Below are 24,066 nucleotides of genomic sequence, written 5' to 3'. Positions count from 1 at the left end.
GAACATGTCAACATTGTCATGTTCGCGTCACGCTCAGGCGGCTTTCAATGCGGGTACAATACCGCATCCATTTTTGCCCGGTTTCGATGAAACGCGCCCTCCGCTGCTTCCTGTTGTGCCTTGCCATGATCGCGCTGCCCGCACAGAGCATCGCGGCGGCGGTCATGATGGTATGCAGCACCGCGCAGTCGATCCGGGCGCCGCACCACCACGCCATGCCGGCGGCGGCGATGGCCGCGATCTCGGTCGATTCGCCGGCCATCGAGTCGATGATGCTGCGCCACGCCGCCATGAAGTCGGCGGCGGAAGCGGCGCTCGCCGGCGAGCATTGCCATGACGACGCGGCGGCGCACGAGATGCCCGCCGCTGCCGACGACGACGATATGGCCGCCGCCGGGCCGCTCGCGCTGCATCCCGCCGACCCGCACGCCGGCCACCACCACGCCGGTCACGGCGCCGGCGGCACGTGCAGCGCCTGCGCGGCCTGCGCCGCCGGCGCGGTGATCCCCACCATCCTCCCCGAACTCGCGCTGGCCAGCCACGGCCATGCCGCGCCGCAGGCGGCGCTCGCCGCCTTCGCGGGTTTCCTCCCCGCCCCCTCCGACCGTCCGCCCGCCGCACGCTGCTGACACCCGAGGTGCGTCCATCGCACGCTCGCCGAAGTCCGTTCCAGGGTTGATCTTCCGGGTCGGCCCTTCCCGCGCCGACCGCGGCGCACCCCACGAACACTGAGGTTGTCATGCAATACGTCCGCATCCTGGCGGCGGCCTGCCTGTTGCTCGGGCCGGCCCTGGCGTCGGCGCAGTCCGGCGGCGCGCCCGCCGCGACGCCTGCCGGTCCGTCCGCCGGTCAATCCGCCAACAAGCCGGTCGATCCGTCCGCCAGCCCCGCCGCCACGCCCGGCGATCCGCTCGATCCCGGCGCCGCGGTGCCGCCGCTGCCGTCACCGGACGTGCTGGCCGGCTATCTGCCGTTCCAGGCGCAGCCGGTCGCGCCGTGGCGCCAGACCAATGCGCAGGTCACGCCCGGCGCGGCCGGGAACGCGGCGCCCGACACCGGCGCCATGCCGATGCCGGCCGCGCCGGGCAATGCCGGCGCGGCTGCCCCGGCGCCCGGCGGGCACACCCACCATCACTGAGGAAGCCGCATGTCTTTTCCATTTCCCGGGCGCCCGGCGGCATCCAGGGCGGGGCTGGCCGCGGCCGCCTGCGCGCTGCTGCTGGCCGGCTGCGCCAGCTTCACCGATGACGGCGGCTTCGGCACCGCCGCCGAGGCCGCGCGCCAGCGGCTCGGCCAGGACGCGCTCTGGGTGCGCTCCGACCAGGACCGCGCCGAGGCCTACCGCCGCACCCAGGCGCTGCTGGCCGAGCCGCTCGATGCCGACAGCGCGGTGCAGATCGCGCTGCTCAACAACGCCGGCCTGCAGGCCGCCTTCGCCGAGCTCGGCATCTCGGAAGCCGAATACGTGCAGGCCACGCGCCTGCCCAACCCCGGCTTTTCCTTCAGCCGCACGCGCCAGGGCGACGACCTCAAGATCGACCGCGCCATCGCCGTGGGCCTGGTCAACCTGCTGACGCTGCCGCTGGTGGCGCGCATCGAGCAGGACCGCTTCGCGCAGGCCCGGCTGGCGGTGGCCGATACGCTGCTGCGGCAGGCGTTCGCCACCCGCCGCGCCTTCGTCAACGCGGTCGCGGCGGAACAGGCGGCGCGCTACGCCGAGCAGGTCAGGCACGCCGCCGAGACCGGCGCGTTGTTCGCGCGCGACCTCGCGCGCGCCGGCAACGTCAGCGCGCTGGACCACGCGCGCGAGCAGGCCTTCTATGCGGACGCCGCCGCGCAGCTGGCGCGCGCGCGCCAGCAGGCGCTGGCCGCGCGCGAGCAGCTCACGCGCCGCCTCGGCCTGTGGGGCACCGGCGCGCAATACCGCCTGCCCGAACGCCTGCCGGACCTGCCCAAGGCCCGTCCCGCGCTCACCGACCTGGAGGGTTATGCCATCGGCAACCGGCTCGACCTGCAGGCCGGCCGCGTGCAGCTGGAAAGCCTGGCGCGCTCGCTCGGCCTCACGCGCGCCACGCGCTTCGTCAGCGTGATCGACGTGGCCTACCTGCGCAACTCGGAGACGGCCAAGCCCACCGAGAGCGGCTACGGCATCAATATCGAGATCCCGCTGTTCGACTGGGGCGGCGCGCGCGTGGCGCGGGCCGAGGCCGTCTACATGCAGGCCGCCGCGCGCCTGGCGGAAAGCGCGGTCGACGCGCGCTCGGAAGTGCGCGAGAACTATGCCGGCTACCAGGCGCGCTACGACATCGCGCGGCACTACCGCGACGAGGTGGTGCCGCTGCGCAAGCGCATCACCGACGAAGACCTGCTGCGCTACAACGGCATGCTGGTCAGCGTGTTCGAACTGCTGGCCGACGCGCGCGAGCAGGTCAACGCGGTCAACGGCTATCTCGACGCGCTGCGCGAATATTGGCTGGCCGAGACCGACCTGCAGGCCACGCTGGGCGGACGCCTGCCCGGCGCCGATGCGCCCCCGCCCTCCCCGCCGCCCGCCGGGTCCGCCCCGGCCGCCGCCCAGCCCAAAGGAAACTGAACATGGTCACCCGAAGACAATTCCTGCATGGCTCCGGCGCCGCCATGCTCGGCGCGGCGCTGGTGTCGCGCGCCGGCGCCGCCGCGCTGCCCGAAGCCGCGCTGCAATCGAGCCCCGCCACGCAGGCACCGCTCCAGCCCGCCTCCGGCCGGCCCTACAACCCCGTGGTCACGCTCAACGGCTGGAGCCTGCCGTGGCGCATGCGGCAAGGCTGGAAGGAATTCCACCTGGTGGCCGAGCCGGTCGAGCGCGAGTTCGCGCCCGGCATGAAGGCGCACCTGTGGGGCTACAACGGCCAGAGCCCGGGCCCCACCATCGAATGCGTGGAAGGCGACAAGGTCCGCATCTTCGTCACCAACAAGCTGCCCGAGCACACCACCGTGCACTGGCACGGCGTCATCCTGCCGGCCGGCATGGACGGCGTGGGCGGCCTGTCGCAGCCGCACATCCCGCCGGGCAAGACCTTCGTCTACGAGTTCGAGATGAAGCACGCCGGCACCTTCATGTACCACCCGCATTCCGACGAGATGGTGCAGATGGCGATGGGCATGATGGGTTTCATCGTGGTGCATCCGAAAGACCCGGCGCAGATGCAGGTCGACCGCGACTTCGTCTTCCTGATCGCCGCCTACGACATCGATCCGGGCTCCTACACGCCGCGCGTGGCCGAGATGACCAACTTCAACATGTGGACCTGGAACAGCCGCGTGTTCCCCGGCATCGACAGCCTGCCCGCGCGGCTCGGCGACCGCGTGCGCATCCGCTTCGGCAACCTGACCATGACCAACCACCCGATCCACCTGCACGGCCACCGCTTCGAGGTGGCCGGCACCGACGGCGGCTGGGTGCCGCCGTCGGCGCGCTGGCCCGAAGTCACCGCCGACGTGGCCGTGGGCCAGATGCGCGCCATCGAGTTCGTGGCCGACAACCCGGGCGACTGGGCCTTCCACTGCCACAAGTCGCACCACACCATGAACGCGATGGGCCACCAGGTTCCCACCATGATCGGCGTCCGGCAAAAAGAGCTCACCAAGCGCATGAGCGCGCTGGTGCCGGACTACATGTCGATGGGCGAGGCCGGCATGGCGGACATGGGCAGCATGGAGATGCCGCTGCCCGACAACACCCTGCCGATGATGAGCGGGCAAGGCCCGTTCGGGCCGATCGAGATGGGCGGCATGTTCAGCGTGCTCAAGGTGCGCGCCGGCCTGGGCCGCAACGACTACCGCGACCCGGGCTGGTACCGCCATCCCAAGGGCACGGTTGCCTTCGAATACACCGAGTCCGCCGGCAAGCCGGCGCGACGCCCCTGACCAGGAGACCCGACATGAACCGACCGAAATCCCGCGCGGCCCGCGCACTGCTGGCGCTGGCCGGCGCGCTCGCGCTGTCTTCCACGCTGTCTTCTGCGCTGGCCGCCGGCAACCATGCCGGCCGCCATGACGATGCCGGCACCGCCGGCCAGCCCGGCGACGCCGCCCGGGTCACGCGCACCATCGCCATCGACATGGGCGACGACATGCGTTTCTCGCCGCCGCACGTCGAGGTCCGCGCCGGCGAAACGATCCGTTTCGTGGTGCGCAATGCCGGCCGGCTGCGCCATGAGATGGTGATCGCCGACGAGGCCGACCTCAAGGCCCATTACGCCGCCATGCTGAAGATGCCGGAGATGGAGCATGCCGATCCCGGCGCCGTCACGCTCGATGCCGGCCAGAGCGGCGAGCTGGTCTGGCGCTTCCCGCGGGGCGGCCGCGTGCCGTTCGCGTGCCTGCAGCCCGGCCACTACGACGCCGGCATGCGCGGCGAAGTGCGCGTGCGCTGAATCGGGCCGCGCCTGCTGAATATCAACACACAAGGAAAACACGACATGAAGACCAGTCGATACCTGATCGCCCTGCTGGCGCTGCTCGGCGCCGCCGCCGCGCTGCCCGCCGTCGCAGCCGGCAACACCGGCGCTGACGCCACCGCCGCCGCGCAGGCGCAAACCCCGCTGACCGAAGGCGAAATCCGCAAGGTGGATGCCGCGGCGGGCAAGCTGACCATCAGGCATGGCCCCATCGTCAACCTCGACATGCCGGCCATGACCATGATCTTCCGCGTGCGGGACCCCGCCATGATCGGGCGGGTCAAGGAAGGCGACCGCGTGAGATTCACCGTGGAGCGCGTCGACGGCGCGCTGACGGTCACGGCGCTGGAGGTGGCGCCGGCGCAATAGGCGCGCCTTGCCGCGCGCGAACCGGCGGCTGTCCGGCGATTGTCCGCCGATTATCTGGCGGCGCGTGGCTGCCGGCGGCTATTCGACCCGGAAGAACTCCACCGACTGGCCGGCGTTTACCGCGCGCTGCAGCCATTCCGGGCGCTCGCCGGTGCCGTCCCAGCTCTGCCCGAGGGCGTTGCGGTAGAGGGGCTTGGCCGGCTTCGGGGCTGCCGGGAGCGTGGCCGCTTCCGCCGCGCCGGCCGCCGGCGCACTCGGCGCATCGGGCTCGTCGCCCTCGTCCGGCTGCGCTTCGGCAAAACAGCCGGCTTCAACCAAATCGTCGAACGTGAGGCCGTGGCGATCCATCTGCTCACGGACCCACGCCGCCGCGGCTATTCTGGCTTCATCAGACTCTGACATGGACTTTCGTAATTGACCTTGCCGGCAAGGATGGGCCGGCAAAGCGAAGGAAGGGGGGTAATCCGGCGGGTCGTGCCGCCTGTCGCCCGAGATTTTACAGGGTCTTGCGCCAATGCTGGCAGAGACAATTCCTACGGATTATTTCACGACAGGTTCCGCGCCCGCATGGCCGGGCCAAGGCGCGCCGGTGGTTGCACCACAATGGCGCCAGTTGCCCTTGATTTCCCTGACGCCGGCAGGGAATTGCCCCGCGAGACATCAGGCCGGCAAAATCCCGGCGGCGCCTCAGGGCACCCACCAGTAGCGCGTGATGTGGAAGAACACCGGCGCGGCGAACACCACCGAGTCGAGCCGGTCAAGCATGCCGCCGTGGCCCTGGATCATGTGGCCCCAGTCCTTGATGCCGCGGTCGCGCTTGATGGCCGACATCACCAGCCCGCCGAGAAAGCCCATCAGCGCGATCACCAGCGCGATCAGGCCGGCCTTCCACGGCGAGCCGTAGGGCGTGATCCACCACAGCGAGGCGCCCAGCGCGGTGGCGCTGGCCACGCCGCCGACAAACCCTTCCACGGTCTTGGACGGCGACAGCAGCGGCGCGATCTTGCGCCGGCCGCACAGCTTGCCCCACACGTACTGGAGCACGTCGCTGCCCTGCACCACGATCACCAGGAAGGCGATCAGCAGCAGGTTGCGGTCCTCGAAGCCGGGAATCGGCAGCGTCAGCAGCGCGGGCACGTGCGAGACGCAGAACACGCACACCATCACCGCCCACTGCACGCCCGCGCAGCGCTCCAGGAAGCGCGTGGTTTCCTCGGAGAGCGCCGACAGGATCGGCAGGATCAGGAAGGCGTAGACCGGGATCAGGATCGAGAACAGCCCGTACCAGCCGATGTAGACCAGCACGTATTGCAGCGGCAGGAACACGAAGAACGCCGCCACGATGGCGCGGTGGTCGCCGCGCCGCGTGGTGGTGATGGTGACGAACTCGCGCAGCGCGAAGAACGACAGCAGGTAGAACAGCACGATGATGGCGGTGCGCCCCAGCACGAAGGCCACGCCCAACACGCCGATCATCCACCACCACGCCGACACGCGCGCGCCGAGGTTGTCGATCACCGCGTGCGGGCGGCCGCCGGCGACGCGCCAGCGCAGCAGCGCCGTCACCGCGGAAGCCAGCACCAGCACGCCGAACACCGCCGCGAACAGCAGCCAGGTCTCGCGCAGCACAGCCGGATACGAATGCATCATGGTCCTTACTCCAGCGCCGGCGCCAGCGCCAGCAGGCCCGCGCGGCAACGCGCCAGGAAATCGTCCTTGGCTTCTTCCGCGCCGAGGGTCAGCGGCTTGCCGAACGTCACCGTGCACAGCAGCGGCACCGGCACCACCTCGCCCTTGGGCATCACGCGGTTGAGGTTGTCGATCCACACCGGCACGAACTCCACGTTGCCGCACACGCGCGCCAGGTGATAGATGCCGCTCTTGAACGGCAGCAGCCGCGCGTCGGTGGTGTTGCGCGTGCCCTCGGGAAACAGGATCAGCGAGTCGCCCCGCAGCACCGCCGCCTTCATCAGCGCCACCGGGTCGGCGCCGCCGCCCTCGTGACCGCCACCGCTGCGGTCGATCAGCAGGGCGTTGAACACGTCCCGCCCGATGAAGCGGCGCACGGCCGACCGGTTCCAGTAGTCCGCGCCCGCCACCGGCCGCGTCAGCCGGCGCAGGTCCGGCGGCAGGCAGCCCCAGATCAGCACGAAGTCGCCGTGGCTGCTGTGGTTGGCGAAATAGACGCGCTGCACGGCCGCCGGCAGGCAGCCGTTCCAGCGTGCCTGCATGCCCGTGAGCAGGCGCGCGAACAGGATGATGGCGCGCGCCACCAGCTTGGAAAACCACATGGCTCGTTATCTCAGCAGAAGCAACAGCAGGGCCGCCAGCAATTGCAGCGCGGCCAGCGCCGCGGCCCACGGAAGGAAGCGCAGCGCGCCGCGGGCGCGCTGCGCGAGACTGCGGCCGGGCTCGCCCGGCGCGGCGCGCCGCAGCCAGCCCAGCTGCCGCAGCGCATGATCCAGCGCCGCCAGCGGCGCGCCGGGCGCGGGGTCCGCCGCCAGCGCCGCGAACAAAGGCCGGTCGATGGTGACGCGCACCAGCAGCCACAGTTGCAGCGCGCCGGCCAGCGCGGCGACGATGCCCAGCGCCAGGTAGACCGTGCCCGCCGGCGACAGCGTGCCGGCCAGCAGCACGTTGATCAGCGCCAGCACCAGCCCGGCCCAGGTCAGCCGGACCGCGGCGTCGAGGCCGCCCACCGCGGCCAGCGCCACCCAGCGCGCGGCCTCGGCGTCGCGCCGGCTGTCGTCGTCCTCGTTATTCAATGCGTCCGGCATCGCTTGCCTCTCCCGAAAACTGCGCGGCCTGCCTGCGGCCGATGAATGCCGCCAGCGCCGCCACGCTGTCCGCTCCCAGCACCACCTGCGGGCGGCGCTCGCGCAGCAGCGCCAGCGGCTCGCCCGTGGCGCGCGCGGCCAGCCACGCGGCGGCCACCAGCGCGCTGCGCGAATAACCGAGCGCGCAGCAGACCAGCACCTTGCGGCCCTGGCCGTGCCATGCCTCCAGTATGGCCACCGCTTCGTCCAGTTGCGCGGGTGGCGGCACGGTCAGGTCCAGCACCGGCACGCAGCGGTAGGCCACGGCGGCGGGCGCCAGCCGCGGCAGCTCCGCGGTCAGGTCGAGCACGGCGTCGGCGCCGAGCCGGCGCAGTTCCGCCGCATTGGGGAAGCGGCCCACCCACACGCCCGGCGCGATCTCGCTGGCCTGCGGCCGGCGGCGCGTCCACCAGCGCGAATTGGCGAAGGCGCCGAGCTGGTACGGCGCCAGCACCCAGCGCGCGGCCATCGGCATGCTGCCGTCCGCCTGCTTCTGGAACAGCGCCGGCAGGCCCTGCCGGTAGATCGCCGCGACGCAGCCGAGCGCCAGCGCCAGCCAGCCCAGCAGCAGCGCCGCCGGCACCGAGCCCGGCAGCGCCAGCCAGGCCAGCGCGGCGGCCGCCAGCGCGCCGGCGGCGTAGCGCAGCGCAAGCCGGCGCGTGCGCGCCGCCGGTTCGGCCGCGGCGTGGCGCGCGCCGAATGGAAACAGGAAGACGCACAGCCAGCCCACCAGCCAGCCGGTCGGCACGTCGATGGCGTGATGCTGGTAGGTGGTCAGCACCGAGACGCCGATCAGCGCGAACCAGCCATGCAGCAGCCAGCGCCAGGCGCCGCGCGCGTGCATGGCATAGGCCACCCACAGGATCACCAGCAGGCTGATGTGCAGCGACGGCGCCTGGTTGAACGGCTTGTCGAAGCCGCCCAGCAGCGTGAACAGCTGCCCCGGCAGGCCGTCGGCGGCCGGGCGCTCGAAGGCGAAGCGCAGCGGGAACGCGATGAAGCACGCCACCGAGATCAGCTGCGCCGCCAGCAGCCGCTTCGCGTGCGTGAGGAGCGCCGCGCGCGTGCGCCACAGGAAGAAGGACAGCCCGTAGAGCAGGTCGATGGACCAGTACGGCACGATGCTCCACGGCACGAACGGAATATGGCGCTCCCACGCGAAATGGAAGTACGGCACCGCCGCGCGCTGGCTCGCCAGCCAGTTGGCCAGCCCGTAGGACGAGAAGAACAGCGCGCCCATGCCGGCGAGCAGTACCAGCGCCAGCGCCCAGGGACGGCCCTCGGCGGCATCGGCCGGAGCGACGGCGCCGGCCGATGCCGCACTCGCTCCGCGCGCGCGGCCGCCTTCGGCTGCCTGCCGCATCACGCGACCCGGCGCGCCAGGCTGACCGTGAAGATGCCCCACGGATCGATGCGCTGCGCGATCTTCTCGAAACCGGCCTGGCGCACCAGCTCGTCCATCTCCGCCTGCGGGCGCCGCCGCATGACCCAGGCCGAGCCCGCGCGGTGGCTGGTCAGCGCGCGCGCGATGAACTCCAGTTGCGGATGCCAGGGCTGCCCGGTATAGACCAGGTAGCCGCCCGGCGCCACCGCGCGCGCCAGCCCGCCCAGCGAGCGCGCCACCAGCGCGTTGTCGCCGAACAGCTCGTACAGGCCGGAGACGATGGCCAGCGTGGGCGCGGGGTCCAGCGCGGCGAGGCCGTCGCCGTCGAAGGCGTCGCCCTTCTCGAAGCGGGCGATGTCCGCCAGCCCCTTGGCGCGGATCAGCGCGCGGCCCTGCGCGACGTTGATGTCGCTGTAGTCGCGCAGCAGGATGCTCTGCACGTGCTGCGCGGCCGAGCCGTTGAACGTCCGGGCGGCGAGCGCCTCCAGCACGTAGCGGCCGTGGCCCGCGGCGATGTCGACGATGCGCACCGGCACGCCCGCGCCATGCAGCGCGCCGATGGCCTGGCCGAGCAGTTCCTCGACATGCACCTTGCGCTGGCGGATGCCGCGCCAGCCGATGGCGTCCAGGTAGCCGCGGTCGACCAGCGCGCCGATGCCGAAGCGGCCCCGCGCCTGGTTGCAGTACACATAGTCCAGCGTGGAGCCGGAATCGAAGCCGGTCCGGTGGCCGAGCCGCACGCCCTCGGACAGCAGGCCGCCGAACTTCAGGCCGGCCCGCGTCAGCGCCCAGTACAGGCCGGCGGGGCTGGCCGCCGCCAGCGGCCGGGCCAGGCGCTCGGACTCCTCCTTGAACGCGCCGCGGCGGTCCGCGTCGAGCAGCGAGACCGGCGCCGTCGGCGAGGCGAACTCGCGCGCGATGAAGCGCCGCGCCGCCGCCACCGCCTGCGCGCGGTCGCGCTCGCCGAGGGTGTCGTGGTAGAAGCCGTCCAGCACGATGCGTTCCTTCACGGCCGAGCCGAGCCGCTCGAAGAAGGCGTCCTGCGGCGCGCGGTGCACCACCCAGTCGGCGCCCGAGATCAGCAGCTGCGTGGGCACCGTGATGGCGGCGGCATCGGCCACGATGCGCTCGGCGGTCTCGTACAGGTCCAGCAGCACGTTGACGGCGATCGGGCGCGTGATCAGCGGGTCCTGCTCGAAGCTGGCGATGCGCGCGGGATCGTGCGTGAGGAATTTCGCCTTGACGTAGCTGTTGACGAAGAACTTGCCGCGCAGCTTGTGCAGCAGCTTCAGACCCGGGCGCGCCAGCGGCACGTAGAGCTTGACCTTGAACGCCGGCGAGGCCAGCACCAGCGCGCGGATCGGCGGCGCGTAGTCATGCACCCAGGTGGCCGCGAGCACCGCGCCCACGCTCTGCGCCACCACCGCGATGCGGCTGGCCGGGATGCCGTGCGCGGCGGCGATGTGGTCGACGAAGGTCTGGATGTCGCGCACCGAGGTGGCCAGGCCCGGGCTGTAGCCGCGCTCGCCGGGCGAGCGGCCGTGGCCGCGCGCGTCCCACGCGAAGAAGGCGTGGCCGGGCAGGTCGAGCTCGTCGACCAGATGGGCGATGCGGCCCGAATGCTCGTGTCCGCGGTGGAACAGCACCACGGCGCCCTGCGCCGCGCCGCCGCTGGCCGGCCAGTGGCGGTAGAACAGCGACTGGCCATCATGCGTCTCGAACTGCGCCTCGACGGCGGTGCGCCCGGTTTGACTATCCAGACTGTCCACGTAGCTTTACTCCACGGGTTGCGAAGACGGTTCCGCGGGCGGCGGCGTGGCGGCGCGGCGGGCCTGCCCGGCCTCCTCCACGCCGTGGCGCACCCGGTTGACGATGGTCGCGACGGACAGCAGCGAAAGCAGCCCCCACAGCCAGTGGGCCGCCGGCGCCACGCCCAGGCCCAGCCCGATCCACAGGCCGAGCGCGCCGAGCACCAGCGCGCGGTCGCTCTTGCCGAGCGGGCCGTCGTAGCGGCGGCTGGCGCCGGCCAGCGGCCCGATCAGCCCCGCGCATTCGACCACCACCGCCAGCAGCGCGAAGCCGACCACCTCGCCGGCGCCGAAGGGCGCCACGGCAGCGAACGGCAGGATCAGCGCCAGATCGGAAACGATGTCGCCGAGTTCGTTGAGATAGGCGCCGAGCACGCTTTGCTGGCCATGCTCGCGCGCCAGCATGCCGTCGATGGCATTGAGGCCCATGCGCAGGAACAGCCACAGCGGCATCAGCAGGAACACCGCCGGCAGCCACGCCAGCGCCGCCGTCAGCGCGCCCGCCACCAGCGAGCCGCCGGCGGCCGCGAGCGTGACCTGGTTGGCGGTCACGCCGCGCGCGGCAAGGCGCTTCACCAGCGGCCGCAGCAGCGCCTGGAATTTAGGTTTGATCTGATAAAGCGTCATGTTCGGGGCCTTTCCGGCGTCCGCCGGGGCCTTATGGTTCTTGGTCTGTCCGTCACGATCACCAGCATGGTTTGGCTACCGCCATGCCAGCGCCCTGCCTCCCGGGGCGCCTTGCGGGGGTGCGCAAAGCCCGACAATCGGCCAAGCATAGCCGGATTGTGCGTTTCCGCCAATCATTAAGAACTTACGAGATTTTTGGCACATTTTCGACACAGTTGCGCGGAGGCCCGGCCGCCTTGCCGCCCCCTTGAGCGAAGATGCCGGCCAGTACGCGAATCCGGAATGCCGGAAGACGGGCGTTGCGCGAAGCTGCGGGAAAAACGCGATGCGTATCGCGGGCGGCCATTGATGCATGACAGCATTGTCATGCCGGAGTCATGTTGTCGTGGGCGCGCCGTTCCTAGACTCGCTTCCGTGGTCGATCGATGGCGATCGGCAAATCCCAAGGAGAACAACGATGCGTACTCTCAAGCTCAGGCAAGCCCTTCTGCTCACCGCCACTGCCGCCACGCTGGCCGGCGCCGCCGGCCTCGCCAGCGCCGCGCCGCGCAGCGCGGACCCTTACCTCGACGGCGCCGCCACCGCGCAGGGCATCGACGTTTTCTCGCAGGGCGCCAACCGGCACGGCCCGCGCGACCCGTACACCGACGGCGGCGGCAACATCAGCCCGCGCGACGTCTACGTCGACGCTTCCCGCAACGGCCCGCGCGATCCGTTCACCGACGGCGCCTGAAGCCGGCGCCCACGCGGGGCGTGCGGCCCGGCTCAGCGGATCGCGCCGTAGAGGCCGCGCGCCTCGGCGGCCGAGGCCAGCGGGCGGCCCAGCGCCCGCGCCCCTTCCGCGGCCTGCCGGACCAGCGCCGCGTTGCCCGACGCGATGCTGCCGTCGCGCAATTTCAGGTTGTTCTCGAAACCCACGCGCACATGCCCGCCGAACGCCGCCGCGGTAGTCACGCAGGCATGCTCCTCCTGCCCGAAGGCGCAGATCGCCCACGGCAGCGAGCCATCGAACACCTGCAGGAACGGCAGCAGGTCGCGCGGCGACGAGACCTGCCCGGCCGCGTACCGGCCCAGCACGAACAGCACCGACCACGCGCCCGGCGGCACCAGCCCCCGGGCGCGCAGCGCTTGCCAGCGCGCCACGTCGGCGGCGTCGTACAGGATGATCTGCGTCATCACGCGCTCGCGCGCGAGCCACGCCAGGAAGGCGGCCAGCTCGGCCTCGGGGATGTCCGGCACGGCGATCTCGCGCAGGCCGATGGACACCGCCTCGGGCCGCAGTTCGCGCACCATCGCGATCTGCTCGGCGGCGCGGTAGATGCCGGCGGCCTCGCTCGTCACCTGCACCAGCAACCGGTCTCCCACCGCCTGCTTCACCGCGGCGAGCGCCTCGCGGTAAAGCTGCGCGTCGAGCGAGTGGCGGCCATCGGGCTGGCGCACGTGCATGTGCATCATGGCGGCGCCCGCATCCAGGCAGGCGCGCGCCTCGGCCGCCAGGGCCGCGGCGGTCAGCGGCACGGCCGGGTGGTCGGCGGCGGTCTTGTAGGCGCCGTTGGGCGCGACGGTGATGATCAGCGGCGAATCCGCCAGCAGGGCTTGTCCGGTCATGTGGCTTCGGTAGGGATGGTGTGGGGAGCGTGGGGAACGTGGCTGCGGCTCAGGGTTCGATCTTCGGCAGTTCGGGCGCGATCAGGTCCAGCCCCGCGCGCAGCAGCCGGTCATAGCGCTGCCGCTCGGCCGCGATCGACTGCGGCGTCCACGGGTAGAAACCTTCGCCGGCCTTCATGCCGTGGCGACCGTCCGCGGCGCGCTCGCTCAGGCAGCGCGCCGGCTCGGCGGCGTTGCAGAACGTGGGGTACATGGTGGCGCCCGCGGCGGCGTGCACGTCGATGCCGGCATGGTCGCGCTGCAGGACCGGGCCCGCGGCCAGGAAACGGAAGCCGAAACCGAAGCGCACCGCCGCGTCCACGTCCTCGGGCGAAGCAATGCCGCGGTCGATCAGGTCGAAGGCCTCGCGCGACAGCGCGTGCTGGAGCCGGTTGGCCAGGAAGCCGGGCAGGTCCTTCCTGACCTTGACCGGCACCATGCCGCAGCGGCGCATGAAGGCGATCAGCGCGTCGGCGCCGGCTTCGTCGCTGTCGTCGCCCATCACCACTTCCACCAGCGGCACCAGGTGCGCCGGCATGAAGAAATGCAGGCCGAACATGCGCTCGCGCGTGGCCAGTCCCTCACCGATGGCGCTGATCGGAAAGCTGGAGCTGTTGCTGGCCAGCACGGCATCCGGGCGCGCCCGCCGCACGAGGTCGGCGAACAGCGCGCGCTTGAGGTCGAGGCGCTCGGGAATGCACTCGATCACCAGGTCCACCGCGCGCCAGTCGATGGCCTCGGGCGACGCCGCCACGGCCAGCCCGGCCATGCCGGCCTCGGCATGCGGCCCGATCGCGGCCAGGTTGGCGCCGACCCGGGCCGACACCGCCGCGGCACGCCCGGCGTCGGGCTCCACTACGGTGACGCGGCAATGCGCGCGCGCCAGCACCACGGCCACGTCGGCACCCATCGTGCCGCCGCCGGCCACCACGGCGTGGGCCTTGCCGGGTGCGGCGAGCGGGGAAGTTGCGGGGGTGTCCGGCATGGGAGGGAATCCTTGTCTGTCGTGGCTGGCGTTTTGTGGCTGGCGGTATCCGCTGGGGTTGTCCGCCGGCGTTCCGAATCGGACCGCCAAGTGTAGACAAGGCGCTTTGATTGATGAATCAGTATTTACGGATAAACTGATCTACAAACGAGATCAATCGCATGAAAATCAACCTGTCGATGCGCGACATCGAGACCACGCTGGTGCTCGGCCGCACCCTCAACTTCCGCCAGGCTGCGGCCCAGTTGTATCTGTCGCAGTCGGCGCTGTCCACGCAGATCCTGCGCATCGAGGAAGCGCTCGGCGTGCGACTGTTCGACCGCACCACCCGCACGGTGCGGCTCACCGCCGCGGGCGAGGTCTTCCAGCAGCAGGCCGCCGTGCTGCAGGCCGCTTTCCGCGATGCCATCGACGCGGTCGGCGGCATCGCCAGCGCCGAGCGCGGCCAGGTTGCCGTGGCGGCCCTGCCCTCGCTCGCGGCGCGCCTGCTGCCGCGCGTGCTGATGGCCTTCCGGCGCGGCCACCCGGCGGTGGCGCTCAAGGTCTGCGACACGCTGTCCGGCCCCGCCTTCGACCTGGTGCGCGCGGGCGAGGTGGACTTCGCGCTGACCGCCGCCGACCCGCAGCAGGCCGACCTGCACTACGAGCCGATGATGTCCGACCGCTTCGTGCTGCTGATCCCGGCCGGCCACGCGCTGGCGCAAGGCGCCGGGCCGCTGCGCTGGGCCGACACGCTCGACGCCGAGCATGTCTCGATGACCCATCCCAGCAGCGTGCGCCAGTACGCCGAGTGGGCCTTCCTGCAGAACCGCATCCGCTTCCAGCCCGGCTTCGAGGCCGAGCACCTGGCCACCATCGCGGCGATGGTCGAGTGCGGCTTCGGCGTGGCCGCGCTGCCGGAGATCGCCGCGGGCACGGTGCGCCAGCCCGGCATCGTCGAGCGGCTGCTGACCGAGCCCGTCACCGAGCGCTCGATCGGCCTGGTGACGCCGCGCAACCGCAGCCTGTCGCCGGCCGCGGCCGCGCTGGTGGCCGTGCTGCGCGAGCACCTGGCGCAGGCCGGCGGCGGCGTGCGCGAGGCGAACTGACGCGCGCCGGGGCCGCGCGGCGCTTGAATGTGCGCGGCAATTCGCGGTATGGTCTGAACCGGCAGCCGCCCGAGGAACCCGCAGTGACATCTCCAGCCACAATCCCCGCCGTACCCCTTGTCTGTGCCGCCGGCGCGGCCATGTCCGTCGCCATGCCCGCCGCCATGCCTGCCTCCATTGCCGCCGCCATCTCCACCGCCATTCTCGCCGCCCTTCCCGCCGCGGCACGGAGGCGCGCTTGAACATCGTCGTCGACGTGCTGATCCTGGCCGGCGCGCTGCTGGCCATCGTGGCCGTGGTGCAGGTCGCCGCGGCCAGGCTGACGCTGCCGGAGTCCACGCTGCTCTCGGCCATCGGCATCGCCATCGGCGCGGGCTACGTGGCCATCGACGCCGCCGCGCCGCAGTTCGCCCAGCATTTCCTCCATCCGCTGATCGACCCGGCGCTGCCGCCCGAGGCCTACCTGTGGATCTTCCTGCCGCCGCTGCTGTTCCACGCCGCGCTGACGGCCGACGTGCGCAACATGCTGCCGGACGCCGCGCCCGTGCTGCTGCTGGCCATCGTCGCGGTGATCGTGGCCACCGGCGTGATCGGGCTGGTCACTTCGCTGGCCAGCGGCACCAGCCTGGTAGTGTGCCTGCTGCTCGGCGCGGTGGTCGCCACCACCGACCCGGCCGCGGTGATCGCCATCTTCCGCGACGTGGGCGCGCCGGCCCGGCTGATCCGGCTGGTCGAGGGCGAGAGCCTGCTCAACGACGCGGCCGCCATCGCCATCGCCGGCGTGCTGGTGGCCATGCTGACCGGCCACGGCACCGAGGCCACGCTCGCCGCCGGCCTGCGCCAGCTCGGCTGGTCCTTCGCCGGCGGCGTACTGTGCGGCGCCGTGGCCGGGCGGCTGGTGGCCGACCTGCTGCCGCGCCTGGCCGGGCTGGCGATGGCCGAGGGCGCGCTCACGCTGGCGCTGCCCTACCCGCTCTACCTGCTGGCCGAGCAGATGCTGGGCGTGTCCGGCGTGGTGGCGGTGGTATGCGCCGGCCTGATGGTCAGCGCGCTCGGGCCGACCCGCCTGAGCCCGCGCAACTGGGGCCACCTGCGCATGATCTGGGAGCAGTTCGCCGGCATCGCCGGGGCCATCGTCTTCCTGCTGGCGGCGGTGCGGGTGCCGTCGCTGCTGGCCGGCGTGACGCCGCACCACGGCCTGATGCTGGCCGTGCTGGTGCTGGCGGCGCTGGCCGCGCGCCTGCTGACGCTGTTCGGCCTGCTGCCGCTGCTGTCCTGGCTCAATCTCAGCACGCCCATCAACGGCGCCTACAAGCTGGCCATCGCCTGGGGCGGGCTGCGCGGCGCCGTCACGCTGGTGCTGGCGCTGGACATCGCCGAGAATGCGTCGCTGCCCTACGCATCGCGCCATTTCATCGCCATCCTGGCCACCGGCTTCGTGCTGGTCAGCCTGCTGCTCAACGGCACCACGCTGCGCTGGCTGATCCACCAGCTCGGCCTCGACCGGCTCTCGCCGCAGGACCTGGCGCTGCAGCGCCAGGCCATCCAGCTCTCCACCGAGGAGGTGGAGACCACGCTCAACCACATCGCCGAGACCTTCGTGCTGCCGCCCGCGGCGGCGCGCGAGGTGGCGCTGCACTACCGGCGCGAGATCGAGCTCGGCTCGGTGGAGTTCGACTTCGACACCGCGCTGTCCGAGCGCGACCGCCTCAGCATCGGCCTGGTCACGCTGGCCACGCGCGAGCGCGAGCTGATCCCCGAATACGGCGACGGCGTGATCTCGGTCGCCAACCTCGACGCGATGGTGCGCAACACCACGCGCATGATCGACGCCGCGCGCGAGCAGGGCCGCCTCGGCTACAACCGCGCCGCCCGCCATATCCTCGACTACCAGCTGGGCTACCGCATCGCGTTGTTCCTGCACCGCCGCCTGTCGGTCGACCGCCCGCTGGCGCGCGCGCTGGCCGACCGCTTCGAGCTGCTGGTATGCCGCCAGACCGTGCTCGAGCGCCTGCGCCAGTACAACCGCTCGCTGCTCACGCCGGTGTTCGGCGTGCGCCTGGCGACGGTGCTGGACGGCGTGCTGGCCGAACGGAACAAGGCGGTGCTGGCCGGCCTGGACGAGATGCGCACGCAGTTCGGCGGCTACACGCTGGCGCTGGAAAAACGCCTGCTGATGCTGTTCGCGCTGCGCAAGGGCGAACGCTCGCTGGAAGCCATGCGCGAGGAGAACGTGATTTCCAAGGAGGCCTACAACCAGATCGCGCAGGTCATCCGGCGCGCCTGGCAGGCCAACCTGGCGCGCCCGCCGCTGCGCAGCGCATGGGACGCCGCGCCCGCGGCGGCGCCGGCGGGCACCAGCGCGCCGCAGGCGCCGTCGCCGCGGCCCCAGCAGCAGCCCGTGCCGGAAACGCGCGAGCCTTACTAGCGCTGGCGCCGGCAACCTCCGCGGCATCGCCAGCCGTCCCGCTGGCGCCACCCCGTGTGACGGCCGCTGCGCGCGCGCCGGCGCGTTTCACGTCTTGACTCCGGGTCGAATCCGCCTATGCTGACTAGCAGCGATGCTGCGGCGCAGCAGGCCACCATGCCGCCCCGGGAATCCTTCCGGGCGCCGCTTGTCGCATTCCCGGAGACATTCATGGCGCAACCCTCTCGCTCCGCTGCCGTCGAGGCGGAACTGTCGTACCGCGGCCCGCTGCTGGGCCTCTCGGACATGTGGGCGCAGGCGGCGGAGAAGATCGGCGCGCTGAACGCGCAGACGGCGGCGGCGCTGTTCGCCGAAGGCGCGGAGTACGCGGCCGAAACCGCGGCGCGGCCATTCTCGTTCGGCATGTTCCGGCCGGAGATGACCGACGTGATCGGGCAGCGCATTGCCGCCTATGTCACCAGCCTCAACGAGATCCTCCATGCGGCCCACCAGCAATGGGCGCAAGGCGTGCAGCAGCAGTTCGCCTTCATGACCGGCGGCGACCCCTTCCAGTTCTGCGTGATGGGCCGCGACTTCCTGCCCGAAGGCACCTCGCTGCCGGCCGTGGGCGAGGCGATGACGCAATGGGTCACCGCCTGCCTGCCCGGCGCCGCGCCGCTGCTGCCGGCCCCTGCCGGCGACGGCGCGGCGCCGGCCTGATTAGCGCTGCCGAGAGGACGATGCCGGTGTCGCTGCGCGGCGCGGCAGATGCCACCTGACTTGTACCGCCGGCGGCCGCGCGAAACATGCTTCCTTCCCGATGGCGCTCAATGGCAGGCGGTCCCCGGCACCGGCTTGCCCGAGTTGGTCGCGCCCTGGCAGGCGCCGCCCACGGCGGTGTCGGCGGGCAGGCTACCGTATGGGCGGAGCTTGCCGGCCACGGTGCAGCAGAACAGCGGATCGTCGGCGGCCGGCGGCGCGCTCCGGCTAGCGCGGGCCGAGGCGGGGGTCGCGGTGGCGGGTGGCACCTGGGCGGATCGGGACGCTGGCGGGCGGGCCTGGTCCCCGTCCGTGTCGTCGTCGGGCGCGACGCACTGTCCCTGCTGACAGATCCGCTCGCCCTTGCACTGCATGTCATATTGACAACCCGCCGCGCCCGCGCGCAGCGGCAACGCCATCGCCACCGAGGTGGCCAACAGCAAGCCCAGCGTTCTCATACACCCTCCTGCACAACCGCCAGCGCGCAATGCCCGCGCCAGGCATCGGCATGCCGCCGCCGCGTCGGTGCGGGCGCGGCTTGCCTTACTACGCCTTAAGCATAGGCACCGGCGCCGCGCGCGGGGAACCTCGCCGCGCGGGCCTGTGAGCGCCGTCCCACCATCGGCATCGGCGCCGCGGCGGCATGCGCGCGCGCACGTTCATCGAGACCGGCGCGGCGCCCCGCGAAGCCGGGCGGACCGTCAGCGGCACGCCTGCGCCGGCGCGGTTGACGTTGCAGTGCAAGAATGGCAGCATTCGCTGCTTCGGCGGGCTTGCCGCCCGGTTCTTCATGCGCGTGCGGGCCGCCACGGCCGCACCGCACCACGCGCAGGCGCGCAACGTCGGCCTGCCGGTCTCGGAGCTTTCCAGTCATGCGTGTTGCATTTATCGGCCTCGGCGTCATGGGCTATCACATGGCGGGCCATCTCGCCGCCAAGGGCCATCAGGTCACGGTCTACAACCGCACGGCCAGCAAGGCCGAGCGCTGGGTCGCCGAGTTCGGCGGAAAGTCGGCCGCGACGCCGGCGCTGGCCGCGCGCGATGCCGAAGTGGTCTGCGCCTGCGTGGGCAATGACGACGACCTGCGCGCGGTGATGACCGGCGCCGACGGCGCCTTCACCGAAGCGCCGGCCGGCTGCGTGTTCGTCGACCACACCACCGCCAGCGCCAACGTGGCGCGCGAACTCGCCACCGCCGCCGCGCAGCGCGGCCTGCATTTCGTCGACGCGCCGGTCTCCGGCGGCGAAGTGGGCGCGCAGAAGGGCATCCTCACCATCATGTGCGGCGCCGACCCAGCCGTGTACGAGCGCGTCGAACCCGTGCTGGGTGCCTACGCGCGCGCCGTCACCCGCATCGGCGACAGCGGCGCCGGCCAGTTGGCCAAGATGGTCAACCAGATCTGCATCGCCGGCCTGCTGCAGGGGCTGTCCGAAGCCATCGCCTTCGGCGAGCGCGCCGGGCTGGACATGAAGGTGGTGCTGGACGTCATCAGCAAGGGCGCCGCCGGCTCGTGGCAACTGGAAAACCGCGGCCCGACCATGATCGAGAACAAGTTCGATTTCGGCTTCGCGGTGGACTGGATGCGCAAGGACCTCGGCCTGTGCCTGGACGAGGCGCGCCGCAACGGCGCCAGCCTGCCGGTCACGGCCGTGATCGACCAGTTCTACGCCGACCTGCAGCAGGACGGCTGCGGCCGCGCCGACACCTCGTCGCTGATCAAGCGGCTGCGCTAAGCCCCCTCAGCCCCCTCCCTCCTTCGCGCGCCTCCCGCGCCGGCGGCGCCGCACCCGCGGCGTCGTCCGATTCCTACAGCCATATCAGCGCCCGCCCCGCAGGGCGCGGCGCCCTGCCCGGCTATCCTCGAAGCATGGCGGGCGCGTCCTGCGCGCCACGCCCATCACCAGGAAGGCACCAACCAGGCATGTAGGAGACCACCATGTTGAGACTCGCAAGCGCGCTCGCCGCGGGCGCGGCCCTGCTGATCGGCCTGAACGGCTGCACCGCCACGGGCGCGGTGGCCGGCGGCGTGGCGGGGCATGAACTCTCCCACGGCAATACGGCGGCCACCATCGGCGGTGCCGTGGGCGGCGCCGTCATCGGCCACGAGCTGGGCAAGTAAGCCCGCCCGGCGCAGACATCCAACCGGAAAGGAGCCCATCATGGCGATCGGCACGATCCTGCTCATCATTCTCATCCTGCTGCTGATCGGCGCGCTGCCGGCGTGGCCGTACAGCACCGGCTGGGGTTATTACCCCAGCGGCGGTCTCGGCCTGGTCGTGCTGATCGTGGTGATCCTCGTGCTGATGGGCCGCCTGTAGCTAGCGGGACCTGGAACCCAACGCAGGACACGACACGCAACGCGCCGCCGGCGACGGCGGCGCGTTTTTCATTATTTTCATCGCTGAAAGAATGGCGGCCCCGGAGACGGGATTGCGAGGCAACCGCTAAAGAGTCGCCCTGCCCGGCGCGGTCAGTACGACTTGGGCAGCCCCAGCACGCGCTCGGCGATATGGCACATGATCAGTTGGGCGCTGACCGGCGCGATACGCGGAATATACGACTCGCGCAGGTAGCGCTCCACCTGGTACTCGCGCGCGTAGCCCATGCCGCCCAGCGTGAGCACCGCAGTCTGGCAGGCCTGGTGCGCGGCTTCGGCGGCGAGGTACTTGGCGGTATTGGCCTCGGCGCCGCACGGCTTGCCCTGGTCGTATAGCCACGCGGCCTTCCACACCATCATGTCCGCCGCTTCCAGCGCCATCCACGCCTGCGCGAGCGGATGCTGGATGCCCTGGTTCTGCCCGATCGGGCGGCCGAACACGGTGCGCTCCTTCGCGTAGCGCGTGGCCGCCTCCAGCGCCGCGCGGCCCAGCCCGACGGCCTCGGCCGCGATCAGGATGCGCTCGGGGTTGAGGCCGTGCAGGATGTACTCGAAGCCGCGCCCTTCCTCGCCGATGCGGTCTTCGACCGGCGCCCGCAGCCCGTCGATGAACAGCATGTTGGAGTCCACCGCGGCGCGGCCCATCTTGTGGATCTCGCGCACTTCGACGTGCTGGCGGTCCAGCGCCGTGTAGAACAGGCTCAGGCCCTGGGTGGGCTTGGCCACCTGGTCCAGCGGCGTGGTGCGCGCCAGCAGCAGCATGCGGTCGGCCACCTGCGCGGTGGAGATCCAGATCTTGCGGCCGTCGACGCGGTAGTGCGTGCCGTCGGCCGACGGCACGGCCTGGGTCTTGAGGTGCGTGGTGTCGAGCCCGGCGTCCGGCTCGGTCACGGCGAAGCACGCCTTCTCGGCGCCGGCGATCAGCGGCGGCAAGGCGGCCTGCTGCTGGCGCGCGCTGCCGAACACCACCACCGGGTTGAGCCCGAACACGTTCATGTGGATGGCCGAGGCGCCCGAGAAACCGGCGCCCGACCGCGACACCGCCTGCATGATCAGCGCCGCCTCGGTGATGCCGAGTCCGGCGCCGCCATAGGCCTCCGGCATGGCGATGCCGAGCCAGCCGGCCCTGGCCATCGCCTGGTGGAAGGCCTCGGGAAACCGGCCCCGCTCGTCCAGCGCCGACCAGTAGTCGGCGCCGAAGTCGCCGCACAATTGCGTCACCGCCTCGACGATGGCGCGCTGCTCCGGGGTTCTTTCAAAGTTCATGCCTGCCTCATTCCGGCTGGATGCCGGCGTCCTTGACCAGCTTGGTCCACTTGACCAGCTCTCCCGCGACGAAGCCGGAGAACTGCCTGGGCGACTGCCCGAATGCCTCGAAGCCCAGCGCCTCGAAGCGCGGCGCCACCTCCTTGCTCGCGGCGATGCGCGACAGCGCCTGGTTGAGCTTGTCCACCACCTCGGCCGGCGCGTGCGCGGGCGCGAACACGCCGTTCCACGAGGTGATGTCGAATCCCTTGAGTTCCGGCGCGTCCGCCAGCGGCGGCAGGTCCGGCAGCAGGCGGCTGCGCTGCGCGGTGGTCACCGCCAGCGCGCGCAGCTTGCCGGCCTTGACGTTGGCGATGCCGGCGGCCACGTCGACGAACATCATCGGCACCTGCCCGGCGATCACGTCGGTCATGGCCGGCGGCGTGCTCTTGTACGGCACGTGCAGCAGGTCCAGCCCGGTCAGCCGCGCGAAGGTGGCGCCCGAGACGATGCCGGTGCTGTTGCCGCTGGCGTAGGACATGCCCGGGTGCGTGCGCGCATAGGCGATCAACTCCGGCACCGTCTTCACCGGCAGCTTCGGGTTGATGACCAGCATGAACGGCAGGTTGCCCATGCGCGCCACCGGCGTGAAGTCGCGGATCGGGTCGTACGGCAGCTTCTTCATCAGCGACGGATTGGCCGAATGCGTGGTGTTGGTGGTCATGAACAGCGTGTAGCCGTCCGGCGCCGCCTGCGCCACGATCTCGGCGGCGATCGCGCCGTTGGCGCCCGGGCGGTTGTCCACCACCACGTTCTGCCGGAGCGCGTCGCCGAGCTCCTTGGCGGTGATGCGCGCCACCGCGTCGGTGCCGCTGCCGGCCGCGAACGGCACCACCATCCGGATCGGCTTGCTGGGATAGGCATCCGCGGCGGTGGCGAGCGGCGCGGCCAGCGCCAGCGACGCCAGCACCAGCGATGGGAAGGAAAGCGCCGCGCGCCGCAGCGTGGTAAGCATTGCCATGTGTCTTGTCTCCTGTTGCCGCCGGCTGTCCTGGTCGCGCCGGCTGTTGATGATGGGCCGCCGCGCTCACGGCGCGGTCTTGTCCTTGTAGTTGGTGTCCTTGACCAGCCTGGCCCAGCGCGCCGCGTCGTCGGCGATGACGGCGGCGAACTGCTCGGGCGTGCTGCCGACCGCTTCGTAGTCGATCGCCGCCAGCCGCGCCTTGATCTCGGGCTCGGCGACGATGCGCACGATTTCCTGGTTCAGCCGCTCCACGATCTCCTTCGGCGTACCGGCCGGCGCCAGCAGGCCCGCCCACGAATTGAAGTTCAGCCCCTGGATGCCCGCTTCCTGCATGGTCGGCACCTCGGGCAGCGCCGGCGAGCGCTTCGGCGACAGCACCGCCAGCGGCCGCAGCCGGCCGGCGCGGATCATCGCCATCCCGTTGAACGGGTCGATGGTCATGTCCACCTCGCCGGCCACCACCGCCTGCATCTGCGGCCCGGTGCCGCGGTAGGACACGCTGACCATGTCCGGCGTGCCGGCGGTGGCCTTGAAGGTCTCGCCGATCAGCTCGATCATGCTGCTGCCGGCCGACAGGCTCAGCGGCCGGCTCTTGCTGCGCGCCAATGCCACGAATTCCTGCACGGTCTTGGCCGGCACCGACGGATGCACCACCATCACGAAACCGATGCTGCTGATCAGGCTGACCGGCGCGAAGCTCTTGAGCGGGTCGTAGCCCGCCTTGTAGAGCACCGGGCTGAGCGTCTGCGCGCCGGCCGTGTTGAGCAGGATGGTGTAGCCGTCGGGTGCGGCGCGCGCCACCGCGTCGGTGCCGATAATGCCGTTGGCGCCCGGGCGGTTTTCCACCACCACCGGCTGCTTCAGGGCCTCCGACAGCTTCTGCGAGACCAGCCGCGCCACCACGTCGGTGGCGCCGCCGGGCGCGTAGGGCACCACCATGCGGATCGACTTGCTGGGATAGGCGTCGCTCCACGCGGTAACCGGCAGGCCGGCCGAGAGCGCGGCGCACAACAGCCAGCGGCGTCGGGAACACAAGATCATCTGCATCTCCTCCAGGCTTGGACTACGAACGTCGCAAGGGCACGCCCGCG

26 protein-coding genes are annotated in these 24,066 nt (G+C 71.5%); 13 read left to right on the top strand and 13 right to left on the bottom strand.

Features of this window, described 5'->3' with window-relative positions:
* Positions 1-86 precede the first annotated feature (86 nt).
* From ACWTPI_RS26310 to ACWTPI_RS26285, 6 genes are all read left to right on the top strand, one after another.
* The gene (locus ACWTPI_RS26310; RefSeq protein ID WP_454733179.1) at positions 87-629 is read left to right on the top strand and encodes a hypothetical protein; all 543 of its coding nucleotides are present in this window, start codon (positions 87-89) and stop codon (positions 627-629) included.
* Positions 630-739: 110 nt separating this feature from the next.
* The gene (locus ACWTPI_RS26305) at positions 740-1,138 is read left to right on the top strand and encodes a hypothetical protein (RefSeq protein ID WP_020204862.1); all 399 of its coding nucleotides are present in this window, start codon (positions 740-742) and stop codon (positions 1,136-1,138) included.
* A 9-nt stretch (positions 1,139-1,147) separates the two neighbouring features.
* A complete protein-coding gene (locus ACWTPI_RS26300; protein ID WP_059411786.1) occupies positions 1,148-2,593 on the top strand; it encodes a TolC family protein in 1,446 nt (481 codons plus the stop codon).
* Positions 2,594-2,595: 2 nt separating this feature from the next.
* Complete coding sequence (locus tag ACWTPI_RS26295) at positions 2,596-3,906, top strand: multicopper oxidase family protein (RefSeq protein ID WP_020204859.1); 1,311 nt, start codon at positions 2,596-2,598, stop codon at positions 3,904-3,906.
* A gap of 14 nt (positions 3,907-3,920) precedes the next feature.
* Complete coding sequence (locus tag ACWTPI_RS26290) at positions 3,921-4,415, top strand: cupredoxin domain-containing protein (RefSeq protein ID WP_020204858.1); 495 nt, start codon at positions 3,921-3,923, stop codon at positions 4,413-4,415.
* A 45-nt stretch (positions 4,416-4,460) separates the two neighbouring features.
* Positions 4,461-4,808 carry a copper-binding protein gene (locus ACWTPI_RS26285; protein ID WP_020204857.1) on the top strand — a complete coding sequence of 116 codons (348 nt, stop codon included), beginning with the start codon at positions 4,461-4,463 and terminating at the stop codon, positions 4,806-4,808.
* 78 nt (positions 4,809-4,886) lie between these two features.
* Here ACWTPI_RS26285 and ACWTPI_RS26280 read toward each other — a convergent pair whose 3' ends face one another.
* The 7 genes from ACWTPI_RS26280 to ACWTPI_RS26250 all read right to left on the bottom strand — a co-directional run bounded on the left by ACWTPI_RS26280 (position 4,887) and on the right by ACWTPI_RS26250 (position 11,443).
* Complete coding sequence (locus tag ACWTPI_RS26280; RefSeq protein ID WP_029044000.1) at positions 4,887-5,210, bottom strand: H-NS family nucleoid-associated regulatory protein; 324 nt, start codon at positions 5,208-5,210, stop codon at positions 4,887-4,889.
* 285 nt (positions 5,211-5,495) lie between these two features.
* The gene (locus tag ACWTPI_RS26275; RefSeq protein ID WP_020204855.1) at positions 5,496-6,458 is read right to left on the bottom strand and encodes a phosphatidate cytidylyltransferase; all 963 of its coding nucleotides are present in this window, start codon (positions 6,456-6,458) and stop codon (positions 5,496-5,498) included.
* Positions 6,459-6,463: 5 nt separating this feature from the next.
* The gene (locus ACWTPI_RS26270; RefSeq protein ID WP_454733178.1) at positions 6,464-7,099 is read right to left on the bottom strand and encodes a lysophospholipid acyltransferase family protein; all 636 of its coding nucleotides are present in this window, start codon (positions 7,097-7,099) and stop codon (positions 6,464-6,466) included.
* A 6-nt stretch (positions 7,100-7,105) separates the two neighbouring features.
* Entirely contained in the window at positions 7,106-7,585 is a 480-nt protein-coding gene (locus tag ACWTPI_RS26265) for a hypothetical protein (protein WP_454733177.1), read from the bottom strand.
* Positions 7,566-8,987, bottom strand: coding sequence for a phosphatase PAP2/dual specificity phosphatase family protein (locus tag ACWTPI_RS26260; protein WP_454733176.1), 1,422 nt, complete (start codon positions 8,985-8,987; stop codon positions 7,566-7,568). Before ACWTPI_RS26260 ends, ACWTPI_RS26265 begins: the two co-directional genes overlap by 20 nt.
* On the bottom strand, positions 8,987-10,777 hold the full coding sequence (locus tag ACWTPI_RS26255) for a bifunctional alpha/beta hydrolase/class I SAM-dependent methyltransferase (protein WP_454733175.1): 1,791 nt from the start codon (positions 10,775-10,777) through the stop codon (positions 8,987-8,989). The genes ACWTPI_RS26260 and ACWTPI_RS26255 overlap by 1 nt, the downstream gene beginning before the upstream one ends.
* Before the next feature lie 6 nt (positions 10,778-10,783).
* Complete coding sequence (locus ACWTPI_RS26250; RefSeq protein ID WP_020204850.1) at positions 10,784-11,443, bottom strand: CDP-alcohol phosphatidyltransferase family protein; 660 nt, start codon at positions 11,441-11,443, stop codon at positions 10,784-10,786.
* Positions 11,444-11,900: 457 nt separating this feature from the next.
* On the opposite strand from ACWTPI_RS26250, the gene ACWTPI_RS26245 reads away from it, so the two are divergent.
* On the top strand, positions 11,901-12,176 hold the full coding sequence (locus ACWTPI_RS26245; protein WP_020204849.1) for a hypothetical protein: 276 nt from the start codon (positions 11,901-11,903) through the stop codon (positions 12,174-12,176).
* A 32-nt stretch (positions 12,177-12,208) separates the two neighbouring features.
* Here the strand turns inward: ACWTPI_RS26245 and ACWTPI_RS26240 are convergent, their stop codons facing one another.
* Positions 12,209-13,051 (bottom strand): 3-keto-5-aminohexanoate cleavage protein, encoded by an 843-nt coding sequence (locus ACWTPI_RS26240; protein WP_454733174.1) that lies wholly within the window; start codon positions 13,049-13,051, stop codon positions 12,209-12,211.
* A 49-nt stretch (positions 13,052-13,100) separates the two neighbouring features.
* Positions 13,101-14,075 (bottom strand): 3-hydroxyacyl-CoA dehydrogenase family protein, encoded by a 975-nt coding sequence (locus ACWTPI_RS26235; protein ID WP_454733173.1) that lies wholly within the window; start codon positions 14,073-14,075, stop codon positions 13,101-13,103.
* 161 nt (positions 14,076-14,236) lie between these two features.
* Between ACWTPI_RS26235 and ACWTPI_RS26230 the strand changes: the two genes are divergently transcribed.
* The 3 genes from ACWTPI_RS26230 to ACWTPI_RS26220 all read left to right on the top strand — a co-directional run bounded on the left by ACWTPI_RS26230 (position 14,237) and on the right by ACWTPI_RS26220 (position 18,290).
* Positions 14,237-15,163: a LysR family transcriptional regulator gene (locus tag ACWTPI_RS26230; RefSeq protein WP_020204846.1), complete on the top strand. Its 927-nt coding sequence runs from the start codon at positions 14,237-14,239 to the stop codon at positions 15,161-15,163.
* 238 nt (positions 15,164-15,401) lie between these two features.
* Entirely contained in the window at positions 15,402-17,591 is a 2,190-nt protein-coding gene (locus tag ACWTPI_RS26225) for a cation:proton antiporter (protein ID WP_454733172.1), read from the top strand.
* 210 nt (positions 17,592-17,801) lie between these two features.
* Complete coding sequence (locus tag ACWTPI_RS26220) at positions 17,802-18,290, top strand: hypothetical protein (RefSeq protein WP_020204844.1); 489 nt, start codon at positions 17,802-17,804, stop codon at positions 18,288-18,290.
* 107 nt (positions 18,291-18,397) lie between these two features.
* On the opposite strand, the gene ACWTPI_RS26215 is transcribed toward ACWTPI_RS26220, so the two are convergent.
* Positions 18,398-18,787, bottom strand: a complete 390-nt coding sequence (locus ACWTPI_RS26215; protein WP_020204843.1) for a hypothetical protein — start codon at positions 18,785-18,787, stop codon at positions 18,398-18,400.
* Positions 18,788-19,201: 414 nt separating this feature from the next.
* Between ACWTPI_RS26215 and ACWTPI_RS26210 the strand changes: the two genes are divergently transcribed.
* The 3 genes from ACWTPI_RS26210 to ACWTPI_RS26200 all read left to right on the top strand — a co-directional run bounded on the left by ACWTPI_RS26210 (position 19,202) and on the right by ACWTPI_RS26200 (position 20,647).
* Positions 19,202-20,062, top strand: a complete 861-nt coding sequence (locus tag ACWTPI_RS26210; RefSeq protein ID WP_454733171.1) for an NAD(P)-dependent oxidoreductase — start codon at positions 19,202-19,204, stop codon at positions 20,060-20,062.
* 203 nt (positions 20,063-20,265) lie between these two features.
* Positions 20,266-20,448: a glycine zipper 2TM domain-containing protein gene (locus ACWTPI_RS26205; RefSeq protein WP_020204841.1), complete on the top strand. Its 183-nt coding sequence runs from the start codon at positions 20,266-20,268 to the stop codon at positions 20,446-20,448.
* A 40-nt stretch (positions 20,449-20,488) separates the two neighbouring features.
* On the top strand, positions 20,489-20,647 hold the full coding sequence (locus ACWTPI_RS26200) for a DUF3309 family protein (protein WP_020204840.1): 159 nt from the start codon (positions 20,489-20,491) through the stop codon (positions 20,645-20,647).
* 152 nt (positions 20,648-20,799) lie between these two features.
* Here the strand turns inward: ACWTPI_RS26200 and ACWTPI_RS26195 are convergent, their stop codons facing one another.
* The 3 genes from ACWTPI_RS26195 to ACWTPI_RS26185 all read right to left on the bottom strand — a co-directional run bounded on the left by ACWTPI_RS26195 (position 20,800) and on the right by ACWTPI_RS26185 (position 24,016).
* The gene (locus ACWTPI_RS26195; RefSeq protein WP_454733170.1) at positions 20,800-21,972 is read right to left on the bottom strand and encodes an acyl-CoA dehydrogenase family protein; all 1,173 of its coding nucleotides are present in this window, start codon (positions 21,970-21,972) and stop codon (positions 20,800-20,802) included.
* 7 nt (positions 21,973-21,979) lie between these two features.
* Positions 21,980-22,972 (bottom strand): tripartite tricarboxylate transporter substrate binding protein, encoded by a 993-nt coding sequence (locus ACWTPI_RS26190; RefSeq protein WP_369796921.1) that lies wholly within the window; start codon positions 22,970-22,972, stop codon positions 21,980-21,982.
* A 66-nt stretch (positions 22,973-23,038) separates the two neighbouring features.
* Complete coding sequence (locus ACWTPI_RS26185) at positions 23,039-24,016, bottom strand: Bug family tripartite tricarboxylate transporter substrate binding protein (protein WP_454733169.1); 978 nt, start codon at positions 24,014-24,016, stop codon at positions 23,039-23,041.
* Positions 24,017-24,066 lie beyond the last annotated feature (50 nt).

The sequence above is a fragment of the Cupriavidus ulmosensis genome (assembly GCF_977008105.1).
The sequence above is the reverse complement of the archived record's forward strand: the minus strand, read 5'-3'. Positions and strand labels throughout refer to the sequence as shown.